This is a genomic window from Paraburkholderia sp. AV2 (assembly GCF_054968425.1).
This window is the reverse complement of sequence record NZ_JBANLK010000001.1, coordinates 304431-320249: the sequence shown is the minus strand read 5'-3', so window position 1 is coordinate 320249 and position 15819 is coordinate 304431. Positions and strand designations below refer to the sequence as shown.

The following is a 15819-nucleotide window of genomic DNA, read 5'->3' as shown; positions in this document are numbered from 1 at the left end:
GGCCCCGCGGGGATATTCAGGAAGCGTAATCGCGAGGGCGCATCGCGATCCAATGATTAATGCTCAATTGCGATATAAGACGCGTTAATATCAGGATATGGACCTGACCCTGCTCCGCGCCTTCGTCACGGTCGCGCGCGAGGGCAACCTGACGCGCGCGGCCGGGCACCTGCATCTGACGCAGCCCGCCGTGAGCCTGCAGATCAAGCATCTGCAGGAAGCGCTGGGCGTGACGCTCTTCACGCGCGCCTCGCACGGCCTTGCGCTCACGCGCGACGGCCAGGCGCTGCTGCCGCACGCCGAGCGCGCGCTAGCGGCCGCGGGCGACGTGCAGCGCGCCGCTGCTGCATTGCGTCACGAAGTGCGCGGCCGGCTGCGCATCGGCACGATTCTCGATCCCGCGTTCCTGCGCCTGGGCGGCTTTCTGCGGCAGCTCGTGGAGACCTGGCCGCAGATCGAAACGGCGCTGCGCCATGGCATGTCGGGCTGGGTACTCGATCAGGTGCGTGCGAGCGAACTCGACGTGGGTTATTACATCGGCCAGCCCGGCCCGGATGCGGCCAGCTTCCACGCGATCACCCTCACGCGCTTCCAGTACCGCGTGCTCGCGCCCCCCGGCTGGAAAGACCGCATGAAAGGCGCCGGCGACTGGCGCGCGCTGGCCGCCTTCCCGTGGATCTGGACGCCGCCCGCTTCCGCCCACAACCGGCTGCTCACGCGCCTGTTCGAAGCCGCGGACGCGAGACCGGTGAAGGTTGCCGAAGTGGACCAGGAACCGTCGATGCTCGACCTCGTGAAGTCGGGGGTCGGGCTCACGCTGGCGCGCGACTCCATCGCCCTTGCGGAGGCGCACGCCCACGCGCTCACCATCGTCGAAGGCGTGACGGTGCCCACCGAGCTCACGTTCATCACCCTCGCCTCGCGCCGCGACGAGCCCGCCATTGCCGCCGCGCTCAAGGCGATCGAAACGCAGTGGGCGATATGAGCGCCGCTCATGAGGGCGCCGCCGCACACAACGTCCCTTCTGGTGGCACGGTGTAACAGCAGCGTCACACAAGATTTGCTAGATTGAGCTTTCGCCCACGCGAAACCAGCCTGGCACCGTACAGTCGGCTACGCTGCCGACCTCGCGCGAGCCGCGCGGCGAGCCTGGACTCTCGCTCATCGTTTCCCCTGTTTTTTTCCCGTTTTTTCTCGTTCGACAGGAGCTTTGCATGGCCCGCAACATCGAAATCAAAGCCCGTGCCCGCGAATTCGACGCGCTGCGCGAGCGCGCCGCCCAGATCGCCACCGACGCTCCGCTGATCTTTCGCCAGCAGGACTTCTTCTACGACGTCCCGCGCGGGCGCCTGAAGCTGCGCCAGTTCGACGACGGCACGCCGCCCGAGCTGATCTTCTATCAGCGCGACGACCGCGACGGCCCGAAGGCCTCGTATTACACGCGCAGCCCGGTCACCAATGCGGAAGCCATGCACTCGCTGCTGGCGACGGCGCTGACCACGCGCGGCATCGTCTCGAAGGAGCGCCACGTTTATCTGGCGGGCCGCACGCGCATTCATCTGGACCGCGTGGACGGCCTGGGCGATTTCGTCGAGCTCGAGGTCGTGCTCGGCCCGGAAGACGACGAACAGGGTGGCGAAGCCGAAGCCCACGCGATGTTCAAGAAGCTCGGCGTGGATGAAAGCGATCTCGTGGCCGTGGCCTACGTCGATCTGCTGAACGCGCCGGTTAGCGCGTAAGCCGCGTGCTTTGGCCCCAGACTCGGGGCCAAAGCGCGAAATCGAAGCGCGGAGTCAGGGCGAACCCGCGCCCGGCTCCAGGTGAGAGAGCGGCAGCGGCCCGTTGCGCTTGAACGTCGTGAGCACGATGTTCGAGCGCACGCTGTCCACGCCGGGCACGCGCATCAGCTTCTTCATCACGAACGACGACAGCGCGTTCAGATCCGGCGCCACGATCCGCAGCAGATAATCGGCGTCGCCCACCACCGCATGGCATTCGAGCACTTCGGGCAGCACGTCGATCTGCTGCTGGAACTGCTCGATGATCGAATCGCCATGATGTTTGAGCTTCAGGCTCGTGAACGCCGTGACACCAAGGCCCAGCTTCTCGGGCCGCAGCACGACGCGATAGCCGTCGATCACCTCCGACGCTTCGAGGCGCTGCAGCCGCCTGCCGATCTGCGAAGGCGACAGGGGCACCTGCTCGCCGAGTTGCTGGTGGGTGGCGCGGCCATAGCGCTGCAACACGTCGAGCAGCGCGAGATCGAAGTGATCGAGTTCGAGCATGAAGGGATTTCGCATTGATTCGTTAATCGATGCGCGATTATTGCATATTCATAAGATATAACGCCCAATACGCGCGCATTCCGCGTGCGGCTCGCTCTACACTTGCGTCTTCGCAACCGTACGGCCATGTGCCGCTGCTCACCAACGCCGTGTTCGCCGATGCCATCGAGGCCTATGGCCAGACAGCGCTGGCCGCGCACGCACGCGATCCGCGCGCGCTCACGCCGCTTGCGCGCCTCTACTGGTACACGGTGGAGTTCGGGCTGATGCGTGATGCCGGCGCGCCCGGCGGCGTAACGATCTACGGCGCGGGCATCGTGTCGAGCAGGGGCGAGTCGATCTACAGCGTAGAGAGCGCGGCGCCTAATCGCGTCGCCTTCGATCTCGACCGGGTACTGCGCACGCGCTACCGCATCGATACGTTCCAGAAGACCTATTTCGTGATCGATTCGTTCGAGCAACTATTCGACGCGCCAGGCGCGGGCGTCGCAGCGCGCCTCGCCGATCCGGCGTCGCTGCTGGACGCCAAGCCGTTCGGCGCGAGCGAAGTACTCGCGGAAGACCCCGTCCTCACGCGCGGCACGGGCGCGGGCTGGCTCGACGAAGGCGACGTCTGAAGCGCCTCGCCCTCACGTCAATAGCGCCGCCCGGATAGCTCGCACCCTACGGCCATCCGTGAAAGAATGTCTGATTAGCCGCCGATGACAGCGCCGCGTGCAGACTCGTCACGCCGGTTTCCGCGGCTTCCTGACCGGCCGCCGCGCCGCGCGCGCGCCGGGCCCGCTTCATGACAGGTGCAGAAATGATCAATCGACTCACATCCGAAGAACGCGTCTCGCAGCTCGCCGAACTGCATGGCTGGCAGGCCGTGGCCGGCCGCGACGCAATCCAGCGCACTTTCCGTTTCGCCGATTTCAACGAAGCCTTCGGCTTCATGACGCGTGTGGCCATCAAGGCCCAGGAGATGGACCACCATCCCGAGTGGTTCAACGTCTACAACCGCGTCGAGATCACGCTTTCCACCCACGAGGCCAATGGCCTCACGTCGCGCGATATCGCACTCGCGCGTTTTATCGACTCGATCGCCCCCGGGCCGCTCAGCGTTTGAATGAATACGCGGCAAGAACGCGGCGAAAAGCCGGAAATGAAAGCATAATGAAGGACGTCAGTCGCTCAAACCTTCAGGGCTGAAGGCCGTTCTTGAGGGATACGTAAGATTCCCAGGCCGCTCGCGCCAACGTGTCCAAACGTTCAGGTGATATGGCGTTCTGACGCTGTACAATCAGCAGCGCATACGGCTTGGAGAGCGCGCTAGCCTCCTTGCACAACGCGAGTTCGTCGCCGCTCGATGGCGAGCGGTTGCGCCAGAAGTTGATCGCGGCTTCGAGTTCGGTAATCGAAATATCGGACATGTTGGTCGTGACTCGCGCAACCCTCGCACGCGGCGCCGTTTAGCCGCTGTGCGAATCAGGTGAGATGAGCGGCGCTTCGCGAACTGCGTGCCTGAAACGCTAAACCCATTGTACTTGAGCGAATCCCATGCGACTCCTTCTGATCGAAGACGACCGCCCCATCGCACGCGGCATCCAGTCCAGCCTCGAACAAGCCGGCTTTACGGTCGACATGGTCCACGACGGTATTTTCGCCGAGCAAGCCCTCGCGCAGAACCGCCATGAACTCGTGATTCTCGACCTCGGCCTGCCGGGCATCGACGGTATGACGCTGCTGTCGCGCTTCCGTCAAAGCAACCGCCACACCCCCGTCATCGTGCTCACCGCACGCGACGAACTGAACGACCGTGTTCAGGGCCTGAATTCGGGCGCCGACGACTACATGCTCAAACCGTTCGAGCCTGCCGAACTCGAAGCGCGCATCCGTGCCGTGATGCGCCGCAGCGGCCCGCACGGCGACGTGCCGCGCCCCGAAGTCTCGCTGGGCGGCGTGCGCCTCTCGGGCGTCGACCGCCGCATCTTCAACGACGACAAGCCGCTCGAGCTCTCGCCGCGCGAATTCGCGGTGCTCGAAATGCTGCTGCTGCGTCATGGCCGCGTCGTCAGCAAGGCGCAGTTGCAAGACCACCTCACGCACTTCGGCGGAGATCTCGGCGACACGGCGATCGAAGTCTATGTGCACCGCGTGCGCAAGAAGCTCGAAAACTGCCGTGTCGAAATCGTCACGGTGCGCGGCTTCGGCTACCTGCTGCAGGAAATCCGCCAGGCAGCCTGACGCGGCGGCTGCGGGGTTGTCGCTCCACTACTCTGCCCCCACCGCGCCGCCATGCTGCGGCGCGGCGCAGCCCAATCCCTCCTCCTCTGCCGCGCGGGTGGCCGCCCGCGTACAATGAATGGATTCTTACCGCACGGCATGCCGTGCGGTGTGCCGTGTCGTTTACCCCGGCGCACTCGATTCATTCATGACCCGAATCCACCATGCCTCATCCGGCCGCTAACAGTCTGCGCCGTACGCTGCTGCGCCGCCTGGCCGCCCCGCTGTCGCTGCTCGCGCTGATGAGCGGCCTGATCGCCTACTGGCTCGCGTGGCAGTACACCCAGCACGTCGTGGACCGCTCGCTTGCCGACCTCGCCACGGCCATCTCCAAGCAGATCCAGATCGCCGGCCCCGACGCGCCCATCACCGTGCCGCCGCTTGCGCAAGCCATGTTCTCCGACCCGGTCGAGGACCTCATCTATCGCATCAGCAACGGAGATGCGGAGATTGCCGGCGACCACGACCTGCCGCTGCAGGGCACGAACGTGCGCCGCATGCACTACGCCTACGTGTTCGAAACCGTGTACAAGGGCGTAACGGTGCGCGTGGCCCAGGTGCGCGTGCCGCAGCCCTCGGGCAATCCGATCGTCATCGAAGTCGGTCAGCCGGTGCATCACCGCCTGCGGATCGCCGCCGAATTTCTCGTCGCGATCATGATGCCGCTTTTGCTCCTGCTGCTCGCGGGCTGGGTCATCGTGTGGCGCGTCGTGAACCAGCAGCTCAACCCGCTCACGGACCTCGCCGATTCGCTGAATCGCCAGACCCACACTTCGCTCGAGCCCGTGGACGAGACCTATGTGCCCGTCGAAATCCGCCCGCTCACCGGCGCGCTGAACGCGCTGCTCGGGCGCCTGAAGACCGCGCTCGACGCCCAGCGCAAATTCATCGCCGATGCCGCGCATCAGCTCCGTACGCCGCTCACGGCCGTGAAGCTGCACGCGGAGCAGGCCGCCAACGCGCGCGAACCCCAGCAGGTCAACAATGCGGTCCGTGAGTTGCGCGCGGCCGCCGATCGCGCCGTGCGCTTGTCGAATCAGCTACTTTCGCTCGCGCGTGCCGAACCGGGCGAGCAGGCGGCGCGCTTCGTCGATATCGACATGGCCGCGCTCGCGTTCGAGACCGGTGCGGAATGGGTACCGCGCGCGCTCGCGAGCCACGTCGACCTCGGCTTCCAGCGACTCGATGCGCCCGAGAACGACCGGCCGTTGATGGTGCGCGGCAACCCGGTGCTGCTGCACGAGGTCATCGCGAACCTGCTCGACAATGCGCTCAAATACGTACCGCCCGCCCGTCTCGACGGCGGCCGCATCACGGTGACGGTGACGCAGACCGTCGACGACGACGTGTCGATGGCCGAGATCATCGTCGAGGACAACGGGGGCGGTGTGCCGCTCGCGCAGCAGGCCGATCTGTTCAAGCGCTTCTTCCGCGGCGACGGTCAAACCGAAAGCGGCGTCGATAGCGGCGCGGGTCTCGGTCTCGCGATCGTCCACGACATCATGGCGCTCCATCGCGGCAGCGTGCATTACGAAGACGCTGCGGAAGGCGGTGCACGTTTCATCGTGCGTGTACCGCTCTCGGGCCGCCCAGGCCCGAATGCCGAAACGAACCCGGTTGCGCCCGCGGTCGAAAAACACGAACAGCGGACGGCCGCGTCATCGAAGAGGACCACGAACCAGGCGCCTGTCGACTCCTGACGCATGCTCCTGGCGCCGCTCGCGCATCACGCGAATGCAACAAGGGCCGCTTATGCGGCCCTTGTTCGTTTCAGGCTCAACAGGCTTAACGGGCTTGACGCCCGCGCTTATTTCTTCTTTTTGCCCTTCGCGGCCTTGCCGGACTTACCGGATTTCTTGTCCTTGTCTTTCTCGGGCGGCGCGAGCATCGTGCCGCGGCACTTGCGTGCGCCGCAGCGGCATTCGTATTCGCGCTTGAGCTTGTTGGTCTGTCTGGCGTCGATCACGAGGCCGTAATCGTAGAACAGCTCCTCGCCGGCTTCGATATCGCGCAGCGCGTGGATATACACGTGCCCCTCGATTTCTTCCGCTTCGCAGTTCGGCGCGCACGAGTGATTGATCCAGCGTGCGTTGTTGCCGTCCACCTTGCCGTCGATCACGCCGCCCTCGTCGAGCGCGAAATAGAACGTGTGATTCGGCTCGTCCGGATTGTGCGGATGACGCCGCAACGCTTCCTTCCAGGAGATGCGCTCGCCCTTGTATTCGATCAGGCGCGTGCCCGCTTCGAGCGACACCGCCGCAAACACGCCCTTACCGTGCACGCCGGACTGGCGCACCACGATCTTGCGTACACTCATTGATTGAATCCTTGTGAAGTACTGGGGAGGCTTCACGCAAACGCGGCGCCGAAGAGGCGCCGCGCGCGTGCCACGCTAAAGGCGCGCCACAACTGGAATCGTACACGTTCGCAGCGTTTTCGTTCAAGCCATCGCGCGCACGCGTGCGGCGTGCCTCAACGCTGCCCGAGCGTGGTCTCGCCAAAGAGGCTCTTCTGATCGCGCGGCTGCGAGCGCCAATACTGTGGCGGCGCGCTCACGCTCGCACCGAACTGCGCCGCGGCATGCCATGGCCAGCGCGGATCGTAGAGCATTGCGCGCGCCATGGCCACCATGTCGGCATCGCCGTCCGCAATCACCTGGTGCGCCTGCAGCGGATCGGTGATAAGCCCGACCGCGATGGTCGGCAAGCCCGTTGCCGCCTTCACCTTGCGCGCGAACGGCACCTGGTAGCCGGGCTCAAGCGGAATCTTCTGCAACGGCGAAACGCCGCCCGACGATACGTCGATCCAGTCCGCACCGCGCTGTTTGAGGGCCTCGGCAAACGCGACGGTATCGTCGGGCGTCCAGCCCCCTTCCACCCAATCGGTTGCCGATACGCGCACACCCACCGGGCGATCGCCGGGAAACTCGGCGCGTACGACGTCGAAGACTTCGAGCGGGAAGCGCATGCGGTTCTCGCGTGAACCGCCATACTCGTCGCTGCGCTGATTCGCGAGCGGAGAAAGAAACTGGTGCAGCAGATAGCCGTGCGCCGCGTGCACTTCGATGGCGTCGATGCCAAGCCGCGCCGCACGCCGTGCCGATGCCCCGAACGCTTCGCGCACGCGGTTCAGGCCCGCGACGTCGAGCGCGAGCGGCGGCGTTTCGTCGTCCTTGTGAGGCAGCTCGGAGGGTGCGCAAGGCAACCAGCCGCCTTCGGCCACCGGAATCAACTGCCCGCCCTCCCAGGGCACATGGCTCGATGCCTTGCGCCCCGCATGCGAGAGCTGCATGGCCACGCGGATCGGCGAATGGCGGCGAATGGCAGCGAGCACCGGCACGAGCGCCGCTTCGGTCACGTCGTCCCACAAGCCGAGATCGGCCGGCGTGATACGCCCGTCCGGCTCCACCGCGGTGGCCTCGATGCAAAGCATCCCCGCTCCCGAAAGCGCGAGATGCCCCAGATGGATCAGATGCCAGTCGGTGGCTTCGCCGCGGTCGGCGGAATACTGGCACATCGGGGAGACGACGATGCGATTGGCGAGCGTCATGCCACGCAGCGCCAACGGTGTGAAGAGCGGGCTCATGAGGAAATCGCGAACGAAAAAAGGAGCGTTTGAGAATAGCACGCCGACTTTTCGCGCGCAGACGCGCAACCAGGACATCCCGCGGCGGCAATACCGGCAGGAAGGCGATTCGCAAACCGGTAGAGACGGTGCGGCTACCTGTCGCTCAGGGGCGCTTCACCGCGACATCCGTCACATCGACGGTATCGAGCCATTCGCCGAACATGCGGCTCGCCTGGGCTTCCAGCCGGGGAGCGAAGTTTGCCGTATCGGCGCGCAGCGCGTTGACGTCGACACCCGCCTGCGCGATCTCGGCCGCGTGACCGATCAGCCAGGGCTCGAAGCGGTCGGCGCGCACTTCGGGATGGCACTGCAGCCCGAGCACATGCTTGCCCCACGCAAACGCCTGGTTCTCGCAAAGCGGTGTTGAGGCAAGACGCGTGGCGCCTTGCGGCAGATCGAAGGTATCGCCATGCCAGTGCAGCATGGACGTTGTTTCGCCGTCCAGATGACGTATGGGCGACGCGCGGCCGGCGTCGGTGAGCGTGAGCGGCGTCCAGCCGATCTCGGCCTGCGCCGCCGCGTAGACCCGCGCGCCGAGCACCCGCGCGATCAGTTGTGCGCCGAGGCAGATGCCGAGCGTGGGCAGGCCCGCGCTGATGCGCTTTTCGATCAACCCCGCGAGCGCACCCAGTGTCGGATAACGTGCGTCGTCGCAGGCATTGATCGGGCCGCCGAGTATCACCATCAGCGAAGCCGATACCGGATTGAGCGCACCGACGCGCGCAAAGCCCACGTCCAGGTAACGGACGAGCCGGCCGCGCTCGCCGAGCACGCGCTCGAAACTGCCGAGGTCCTCGAAATAGACATGGCGCACGGCCAATACTTCGCGATTCATCGGCTGATTCATAGGGCGTGTCACGCTAAAAACAGGCGGGCCGGCAGCCGTAAGCCGCCGGCGCACGGCGGGACCACTCATCGAAGCGGCCCGCAGCCGGCCTGCGCAGTCGACCAGAAACCGCAGGTGTTACGCCGCGAAGATCTTCCAGTTTTTCTTCTGGGTCGTCGCATCGGCTTGTTCGTACACCGAGCAATCGAGCCGCAGATCGGTGTCCGACATGTCGATCCCGAGCAGGCGGCAGTGATGCGGCGCCTTCTTCGGGTTCTTGCTGACCTCGAAATTCGAGCAGGTCAGGCACATCCGGTGCTGCGGAATGGCTTCCTGAACTTCGAGCTGATAGACGGTTTTCAGCAGCGTGCGGTAGAACCCCGCCTGCTCGTCGCCGCGCAGCGTGCCGACGGCCTTGGCCAGGAAGTCCGGCCACTGCGCCGCCTTCTTTGCTGCCGTGCGGCCGCGCGACGTGAGGCGCACCGCGAGGGCGCGACCGTCATCGAGTGCGCGACGCTTTTCGACGAGCCCCTTGGTTTCGAGCGTGCTCACCGCGTCGCTGGTCGTCGCGGCGGTCAGTGCCGTTTCCCGCGCAATTTCGCCGAGGCGCATCGGCCCCTTCCGCTGCATCAGCAGCACGAGAATTTCGCCCTGGGTCGGCGTGAGTCCCGCCCCTTCGGCCCAGTCCCATGCCTGGCTCCGCATCGCCGTGCTGAGTCGCAGCAGGCTATGGGTCACTCGCCCGGCTGCTTGCTCTCCGTATACGCCTTCGCTCATAGTCTTTCGCTGGTGTTATTGGCAGCTTGCGCTGCATCGTCAGCCGCCGCGCAATGCGACGGCCTTGTGGGAACCCTGCGTCCAGTATTCCGGACCGCATACTATCTCAAACCACCCCTGCCTTGCTTCGCCGTGCTCCGGCTGGCTTCGTACAGTCGTTTTTCTCTCGCCGCTGAGGCTTCGGACATCGTTTCTGCCCTGCCCCTCCGCAACAAACCGACATTCTATGCGAGAGTAGCAAATCGTACAGCTAAGTTATCCCGCGCAGTTTGTGGATAACCAGTTGATAAGCGCAGGGATAGTATGTGGGTAAGCTCTTGATAACACCTGCGCGCTGATCAGACCTTCGCAGGTTATCCCGTATTTTTCGCGCAAACGCAACTGGAATCTACACGGTTGTCGCACTGCTTCACGCTCCCGGCATTAGCGTAATCCCTTGAGTTTTCAGGCATTTTCTCGCTTGCCGGCGACACGTCCCCCGCTTTTGTCGATTTCGATTGCATCGAAAACCTAAACATTACGCTAAGCAAAATCCTGGAGGACATCGAAATGAACCGTAACGCCGCGAAAAATAGTGTTGCGGGACTTGGACATCGGATTGTTCAAATGCAAAGGGCAGCCTGCAGGCTGCCCTCCTTCCGCCATTCTTGGCAGGACCAGTTCCCGGTTCAAGCGCGCCAGCGCAGACATTGCTGACGCACGGCCTCGTGCAGCGATTTTTCCTCGGCCACCACGCTGCGCAGCCAGGTGGCGTCGTTGGCCTGGCCGCGGGCGATCGTGCCGATCTCGGTCAACGCCCGGGTCGAAGCCAGTGCCTCGCCGTGCGGCGCGATGCGCTCGAGCGTCGCCAGGATGTCCTCCGAGATCGTGCGCCGCTCGCCCGTCTGCGGATCGACACAGGTGCCGGCAAGCCCGAAGCGGCATGCCTGAAAGCGGTTGAAGGTGTAGACGAGGTAATCGTCTTCGAGCGGCATGATCGGCCGGTCGGTGAGCAAATGGCGGGCGAGGGTCTGGATGTAGCAGGCAATGGCTGCCGCCCGCTCGACTGAAAGCGGCGTGTCCATCACGCGCACCTCGATGGTCCCGAAGCCTGGCTTCGGCCGGATGTCCCAGTAGAAGTCTTTCATGCTGTTGACAACACCGGTGTGCACCATCTTCGAGAAGTATCCCTTGAACGCCTCCCAGCTCAGCACGAACGGTGCGCGTCCGGACAGCGGGAACGCGAACACGGAATTCAGGCGTGCCGAGTGAAATCCGGTATCGACGCCCTGCACGTACGGCGACGACGCCGAAAGCGCGATGAAGTGCGGAATGAAACGCGAGAGCGAGTGCAGCAGGAACAACGCGCTGTCCGCGTCGGGGCAGCCGATGTGAACGTGCTGGCCGAACACGGTGAACTGCTTCGCGAGGTATCCGTAGAGTTCCGAAAGGTATTGAAATCGGGGCGTATCGACGATGCGGCGGTCGCTCCATTGCTGAAAAGCATGCGTGCCCCCGCCGCACAAACCCACGTTGAGCCGGTCGGCCGCGGCAACGAGCGTGTCGCGGATTTTGCGCAGGTCGGTCACGGCCTGTTCGTGCGTCGTGCAGATGCCCGTGGAGAGCTCGATCATGCTTTCGGTGATTTCGGGCGTGATGTTGCCCGGAATCTCCTGATCCTTCACGAGGCGCATCAGGTCGCTGCCGGCCTTCGTCAGATCGTAGTCGTGCGTGTTGACGATCTGCATTTCGAGTTCGATACCGAACGTGAACGGTTTCGAGTCGACAAATGATTCCAGTGACATGGCGTCCCCTAGTGCAGGCGCATCGCCCCGGATGGCAGCGGGCGAGGTGCGCAGTGTTCCACTTGCGGCGGCGCGCGGCGTGGCCGCAGCGCCGCCGGTTTCATTCTTCGCCCCGCTCGCCCACTAGTGCAAGCGCGCGATAGACGAGCCACGGTCCGAGCAGTTGCAGCGCGACGACCGCGCACATCACGATCGCGCGCAGCCGCGGATCGAAGTTCGGATAGAGTTCGTAGGTGTCCTGCATGAGCAGCAAGGCAAGCGCCGACATCGGCGTCAGCGCGACCCCAAGCGCCGCGCCCTGCTTCCATTCGAGGCCGCTCGGCTTGGCGAAAATCAGCACACCGACCAGTTTCCCGACGAACCGCGCGACGATCAGTCCGGCCGCGGCCGCGCCGCCAACGAGAATGTCGTGCCACTCGAAAGTCGTCAGTGTGAGAACGAACAGGATCACGGTGAGCAGCCAGCCGGCCGTGCCGAAATGCTGCGGCCACAATTGCGGCCGCGCTTCGAGGTTCTTCACGATGATGCCGGCTGCGAGCAGGCTCAGAATCGTCGATAGCTTGAACACATGCGCGATGCCGATAGCGAGCAGCACGAGGCCGAACAGCGCGACGAACGAATGCTCGTCCTGCGGGCTGAGCCGCCGGTAGAACAAGGTGCAGGCGCGTGCGAGCAGATACGCGAGGATCAGCGATCCGACCAGCAGATAAAGCGGTTGCAGGATCGTCGCGATCACGTTGCCGTAGATCTCCTGATGCAACCAGCCCGAAGCGAGTTTTTCCACCACCACCGCGTACATGCTGTTGAGCCCGGTGAGCGTGAGAAGCCGCTGCGTGACCTGGCCTTCGGCGCGCAACTCGGTCTTGAGCTGAATGACCATGGCGGGCGACGTGGCCATCGCGATCGACGCGACCACGAGCGTCACCATCAGCGGCACCTTGAGGAACAGCAGCACGATCAGCACGAGCACGAACGTGAACGTCGCTTCCGCGAGGCTCGACAGGATCAGCCAGGGATTGCGGCGGATCCAGCGCAGGTCGAGCCGGCTTCCAAGCTCGAACAGCAACAGGCCGAGCGCAACGTCGAGGAGCGGCCGCGCGGCTCGCGCAACGTCGGCATCGATGACGCCGAAGCCCGCCGAGCCCGCAATGAGACCGATGACGGCATACCCCGAAATGCGCGGCAAACGCCAGGCGCGGTAGCAGAGTTCGCCGCATAGCCCGGCGGCCAGCAATGCGAGGCCCGCCCAGAAAATGCCGTCGAGCTGCAGCGGCCAGGCAGGAAAGAACGAAAACGCCGACTTCATCGTGGTGGCTTCTCCTTGTGCAACGTCTTGCATGGGACCGGAGCGAGGCGCTCGAGCGCCAACTCGGGTCGACACGGAAGACGGTCCGGCTGTCCGACGGTGATCAACAGCAGGTGACCGACTGCAGGCGACCAACTGCGGGTGATCGACAACGGCTCACGCACGGGCCAATACAGGCAAGCCGCGTGCCGCACCGGGGCGCTCAGCCCGGGCTTCCGTCATTCGGCGCGTGGCGCAGCCGGCCAGAATACAAGGCCGAAATTCCACGGACGGTGCGCGCCCCGCCGGGCGGGGTTCAACTGCGCAACTACGGGAAAGCACAGCGCCGGCGTGCCGGAAGTGGCAGACAACCGGTGCGGGCGCGTACGTGTGGATGGCGGCGCCCGCGTTGGATGAACGAACGCCGCCGCTTCTCCTGAGCACTAAGAGTCAGGACAAGCGACATCCGTTCCATGGATGCGTCGGCCGTCAGATACGGCACGCGACGCAGGGAGAACGGCGATTGTGCCATAGCTTTTTTGCAATTGTCCCCACTGGCCGCAGCCGGCTGTCGGAGCGGTAATTACGTCTGACTGATGGCACAGATGGAAATTTTGACCGCTATACGGGGATCTCGAAGCAAACCGTACAAAAGGAATGACGGCCGATAGCGATGGCGTCAGCTTTGAATTTATGGTTTACCGTATGTATACATAGTAGAAGTTAACAAAGGGGCCTCTTTCCTGTGGACAACTGTGGATAGCTCCAAAAGATCAGTGACTTGGCGCTCGCACAACCGGTCGCAAAGCATGTGAGGTGTGGTCTGGGATCGTGGAGCAACTTTTTGGCCATCTGGGCGGAGCCGCGAGTTACCCCGTTTACGTCCACATCGATTCCACACGTGCTTCACCTGCAATCCGCGCGGTTATCCACAACATGGCGTGGATAACCTTGGCGCGGTACGCGATGGCGTATCGAACATGTCTAGAGATTCCGTTGGCGCAACGCGCGTTGCAAGAAGCGCGCGGGATCGAGCTGTTCCGCGAGCTCGCGTTCGAGCGGCCACGGCTCGCCTTCGAGCTGCGAGGCGATCAGTTCGGCGCCCAGCGCCGACCATACGAGGCCGCGGGATCCGTAGGCAAAAGCGCCGTAGAGGCCCGGCACGCGTGGCAGGTCGAGCGGCCACGCGCCGGCGAGACGCTCTGCAGAGCGCCGCGCCTCGGCCTCGTCGCCGAGCTGGCCGATCATCGGCAACCGGTCGCTCGTCACGCAGCGAAATGCGGTGCGCCCGTCCAGCTCGCCGGCGCGACCGGACGCGAGCGCGGCATCGAGCCCGGGCAGCATCCGGGCAACGCGTTCGAGGTTCTCCACGTGTCCCGCCGCGCGTAGCTCGGTCCCTGCGTCGTCGACTTCGTAGGTGGCGCCCGCGAGCGTGACGTCGTTCGCGAGCGGCACCGCGTAGCCGTCGCCGATCACGGGCACGCGCAGCGGCGCGATCGGGCTGGGCGCGACGAGCGTGAGCTGGCCGCGCACGAGGCGTGTCGGGGCGTAATCGAGCGTCGCCGCGCGCGCGGCGTCGTGCGCGTTCGCAAAGATCACGACCTCGGCCTGGGCGATGAGCGCACCGGTTTCGTCGAAGACGTCCCAGCCGTTTGCCGTGCGCTCGACGCGCGCCGCGTTCGTGCCGAAACGCGCGTCGAGCAGCGTGCCCGCCGCCGCGCATTGTGCGCGGCACAACGAAGCCGGATCGATTGCGCCGCCGAGCGGATAGAACCAGCCGTCGTAAGCGAGTTCGATGCCTGCGATTCGCGCGGCTTCCTGACGCGAAACCGCATGAGCGTATTCGTTGGGATAACCGAACGAACCGAGGGCCGCGGCCACGGCGCGCGATTCGTCGTCGGTGGCGAGATGAAGGAGTCCGGAATTCGAGCGCACGGGTCCCTCGCCTGCCGCGTCGAGCGCGGCCCAGCGCTGCAGTGCGTAGAGGAAGCCCGCGCGCGTGATGCGCGACGCGCTGCTGTCGTCGCGCGAGATCAGCGGATGGAAGACGCCTGCGGGATTGCCCGACGCTTCGCGCGCCGGCGCGGCACGGCGTTCGACGAGGGTCACGCGCCAGCCGCGGGCCGCGAGCCGCTCCACGAGCGCACAGCCTGCGAGCCCCGCGCCGATCACGACCGCATGGCGCTCGCGCACCGCGGCCGGCAGCGGCGGTTCATAACGCCGCACGCGCCAGCGTGGTGCGAAGCGGCCCACGAGCATCGCGCGTTTCGACCCGAAGCCCTCGACCTTGCGGTACTCGAAGCCGCTCGCCTCGAGCGCGCGCTTGACCTCGCCGGCGCTGCTCCAGGTCGAGAACGTTGCGTCGTCGCCGGCCACGCGGGCCAGCGCCTTGAAAAGCGCCGGCGACCACAGATCGGGATTCTTCGCCGGTGCGAAGCCGTCGAGATAGAAAGCATCCGCACGTAACCACATTTTGGGAAGCACCTCGGACGCGTCGCCAAAAACGAGCGTCAACGTGACGCGTCCGCCTTCGAATTCGAGCCGATGGGTGCCCGGCACGAGCATCGGCCAGGCGTTGGCGAGTTCGTGCGCGAGCGCCGAAAGAGGTGCGTGAGCAACGATCGCATTGAGCACGGCACGCAGATCGCCGCATGTAAATGGGTGCTTTTCCACCGAAACGAAATGCAACCGCTCGCAACGTGCGGGATCGTTGCGCCATGCCGACCAGGTGGCGAGGAAGTTCACGCCCATGCCGAAGCCTGTTTCCAGCACGGTGAAAATGCGGCGGCCCTGCCAGCGTTCGGGCAAGCCGTTGCCATGCAGAAAGACAGCTTCGGACTGGGCGAATGCCCCGGATGCGCTGTGATAAATGTCGCCGAATGCGGGAGAAAACGGCGTACCGTCCTCGCGAAAAGCGAGTGTGGCGGGAGTCAGGATGGCGGTCATAAGGAACGCGAACGGGCTGGAACG

General features: G+C 64.8%; 14 protein-coding genes and 1 pseudogene. 6 read left to right on the top strand and 9 right to left on the bottom strand.

Annotated features, from left to right (window positions below; all coding sequences use genetic code 11):
- The first annotated feature begins 97 nt into the window (after positions 1–97).
- On the top strand, positions 98–985 hold the full coding sequence (locus V8683_RS01605) for a LysR family transcriptional regulator (protein WP_411187968.1): 888 nt from the start codon (positions 98–100) through the stop codon (positions 983–985).
- 229 nt (positions 986–1214) lie between these two features.
- Positions 1215–1739, top strand: coding sequence for a class IV adenylate cyclase (locus V8683_RS01600; RefSeq protein ID WP_411187966.1), 525 nt, complete (start codon positions 1215–1217; stop codon positions 1737–1739).
- A 54-nt stretch (positions 1740–1793) separates the two neighbouring features.
- On the opposite strand, the gene V8683_RS01595 is transcribed toward V8683_RS01600, so the two are convergent.
- Positions 1794–2285, bottom strand: coding sequence for an Lrp/AsnC family transcriptional regulator (locus V8683_RS01595; protein ID WP_411190467.1), 492 nt, complete (start codon positions 2283–2285; stop codon positions 1794–1796).
- 119 nt (positions 2286–2404) lie between these two features.
- Here V8683_RS01595 and V8683_RS01590 point away from each other — a divergent pair.
- Both V8683_RS01590 and V8683_RS01585 read left to right on the top strand, forming a co-directional pair.
- Positions 2405–2902: pseudogene (locus tag V8683_RS01590) on the top strand (phenylalanine 4-monooxygenase); the annotation flags it as partial.
- A 185-nt stretch (positions 2903–3087) separates the two neighbouring features.
- Entirely contained in the window at positions 3088–3393 is a 306-nt protein-coding gene (locus V8683_RS01585; RefSeq protein ID WP_027793092.1) for a 4a-hydroxytetrahydrobiopterin dehydratase, read from the top strand.
- Between the two features lie 73 nt (positions 3394–3466).
- Here the strand turns inward: V8683_RS01585 and V8683_RS01580 are convergent, their stop codons facing one another.
- Complete coding sequence (locus V8683_RS01580) at positions 3467–3697, bottom strand: DUF3717 domain-containing protein (protein WP_411187964.1); 231 nt, start codon at positions 3695–3697, stop codon at positions 3467–3469.
- A 127-nt stretch (positions 3698–3824) separates the two neighbouring features.
- Between V8683_RS01580 and V8683_RS01575 the strand changes: the two genes are divergently transcribed.
- Together V8683_RS01575 and V8683_RS01570 are read left to right on the top strand one after the other, a co-directional pair.
- Positions 3825–4511, top strand: a complete 687-nt coding sequence (locus V8683_RS01575; protein ID WP_027793094.1) for a response regulator transcription factor — start codon at positions 3825–3827, stop codon at positions 4509–4511.
- Between the two features lie 203 nt (positions 4512–4714).
- Complete coding sequence (locus V8683_RS01570; RefSeq protein ID WP_411187962.1) at positions 4715–6250, top strand: sensor histidine kinase; 1536 nt, start codon at positions 4715–4717, stop codon at positions 6248–6250.
- Positions 6251–6357: 107 nt separating this feature from the next.
- Here V8683_RS01570 and V8683_RS01565 read toward each other — a convergent pair whose 3' ends face one another.
- From V8683_RS01565 to mnmC, 7 genes are all read right to left on the bottom strand, one after another.
- On the bottom strand, positions 6358–6867 hold the full coding sequence (locus V8683_RS01565; RefSeq protein WP_411187960.1) for an SET domain-containing protein: 510 nt from the start codon (positions 6865–6867) through the stop codon (positions 6358–6360).
- A gap of 155 nt (positions 6868–7022) precedes the next feature.
- On the bottom strand, positions 7023–8135 hold the full coding sequence (locus tag V8683_RS01560; RefSeq protein WP_411187958.1) for an NADH:flavin oxidoreductase/NADH oxidase: 1113 nt from the start codon (positions 8133–8135) through the stop codon (positions 7023–7025).
- Positions 8136–8280: 145 nt separating this feature from the next.
- A complete protein-coding gene (locus tag V8683_RS01555; protein WP_411187956.1) occupies positions 8281–9012 on the bottom strand; it encodes a glutamine amidotransferase in 732 nt (243 codons plus the stop codon).
- 129 nt (positions 9013–9141) lie between these two features.
- Positions 9142–9780, bottom strand: coding sequence for a MarR family winged helix-turn-helix transcriptional regulator (locus V8683_RS01550; RefSeq protein ID WP_411187954.1), 639 nt, complete (start codon positions 9778–9780; stop codon positions 9142–9144).
- Positions 9781–10448: 668 nt separating this feature from the next.
- Entirely contained in the window at positions 10449–11564 is a 1116-nt protein-coding gene (locus V8683_RS01545) for a YbdK family carboxylate-amine ligase (protein ID WP_411187952.1), read from the bottom strand.
- Positions 11565–11664: 100 nt separating this feature from the next.
- Positions 11665–12870, bottom strand: coding sequence for a cation:proton antiporter (locus V8683_RS01540; RefSeq protein ID WP_411187950.1), 1206 nt, complete (start codon positions 12868–12870; stop codon positions 11665–11667).
- 963 nt (positions 12871–13833) lie between these two features.
- Complete coding sequence (gene mnmC / locus V8683_RS01535) at positions 13834–15795, bottom strand: bifunctional tRNA (5-methylaminomethyl-2-thiouridine)(34)-methyltransferase MnmC2/FAD-dependent 5-carboxymethylaminomethyl-2-thiouridine(34) oxidoreductase MnmC1 (RefSeq protein ID WP_411187948.1); 1962 nt, start codon at positions 15793–15795, stop codon at positions 13834–13836.
- Positions 15796–15819 lie beyond the last annotated feature (24 nt).

What these genes read in the sequence shown, in the direction of transcription:
- V8683_RS01600 (WP_411187966.1), top strand. Translation starts at nt 1,215, where the DNA reads ATGGCCCGCAACATCGAAATCAAAGCCCGTGCCCGCGAATTCGACGCG.
- V8683_RS01605 (WP_411187968.1), top strand. Translation starts at nt 98, where the DNA reads ATGGACCTGACCCTGCTCCGCGCCTTCGTCACGGTCGCGCGCGAGGGC.
- V8683_RS01575 (WP_027793094.1), top strand. Translation starts at nt 3,825, where the DNA reads ATGCGACTCCTTCTGATCGAAGACGACCGCCCCATCGCACGCGGCATC.
- V8683_RS01560 (WP_411187958.1), bottom strand. Translation starts at nt 8,135, where the DNA reads ATGAGCCCGCTCTTCACACCGTTGGCGCTGCGTGGCATGACGCTCGCC.
- V8683_RS01580 (WP_411187964.1), bottom strand. Translation starts at nt 3,697, where the DNA reads ATGTCCGATATTTCGATTACCGAACTCGAAGCCGCGATCAACTTCTGG.
- V8683_RS01570 (WP_411187962.1), top strand. Translation starts at nt 4,715, where the DNA reads ATGCCTCATCCGGCCGCTAACAGTCTGCGCCGTACGCTGCTGCGCCGC.
- V8683_RS01555 (WP_411187956.1), bottom strand. Translation starts at nt 9,012, where the DNA reads ATGAATCGCGAAGTATTGGCCGTGCGCCATGTCTATTTCGAGGACCTC.
- V8683_RS01585 (WP_027793092.1), top strand. Translation starts at nt 3,088, where the DNA reads ATGATCAATCGACTCACATCCGAAGAACGCGTCTCGCAGCTCGCCGAA.
- V8683_RS01550 (WP_411187954.1), bottom strand. Translation starts at nt 9,780, where the DNA reads ATGAGCGAAGGCGTATACGGAGAGCAAGCAGCCGGGCGAGTGACCCAT.
- V8683_RS01595 (WP_411190467.1), bottom strand. Translation starts at nt 2,285, where the DNA reads ATGCTCGAACTCGATCACTTCGATCTCGCGCTGCTCGACGTGTTGCAG.
- V8683_RS01565 (WP_411187960.1), bottom strand. Translation starts at nt 6,867, where the DNA reads ATGAGTGTACGCAAGATCGTGGTGCGCCAGTCCGGCGTGCACGGTAAG.
- V8683_RS01545 (WP_411187952.1), bottom strand. Translation starts at nt 11,564, where the DNA reads ATGTCACTGGAATCATTTGTCGACTCGAAACCGTTCACGTTCGGTATC.
- V8683_RS01540 (WP_411187950.1), bottom strand. Translation starts at nt 12,870, where the DNA reads ATGAAGTCGGCGTTTTCGTTCTTTCCTGCCTGGCCGCTGCAGCTCGAC.
- mnmC (WP_411187948.1), bottom strand. Translation starts at nt 15,795, where the DNA reads ATGACCGCCATCCTGACTCCCGCCACACTCGCTTTTCGCGAGGACGGT.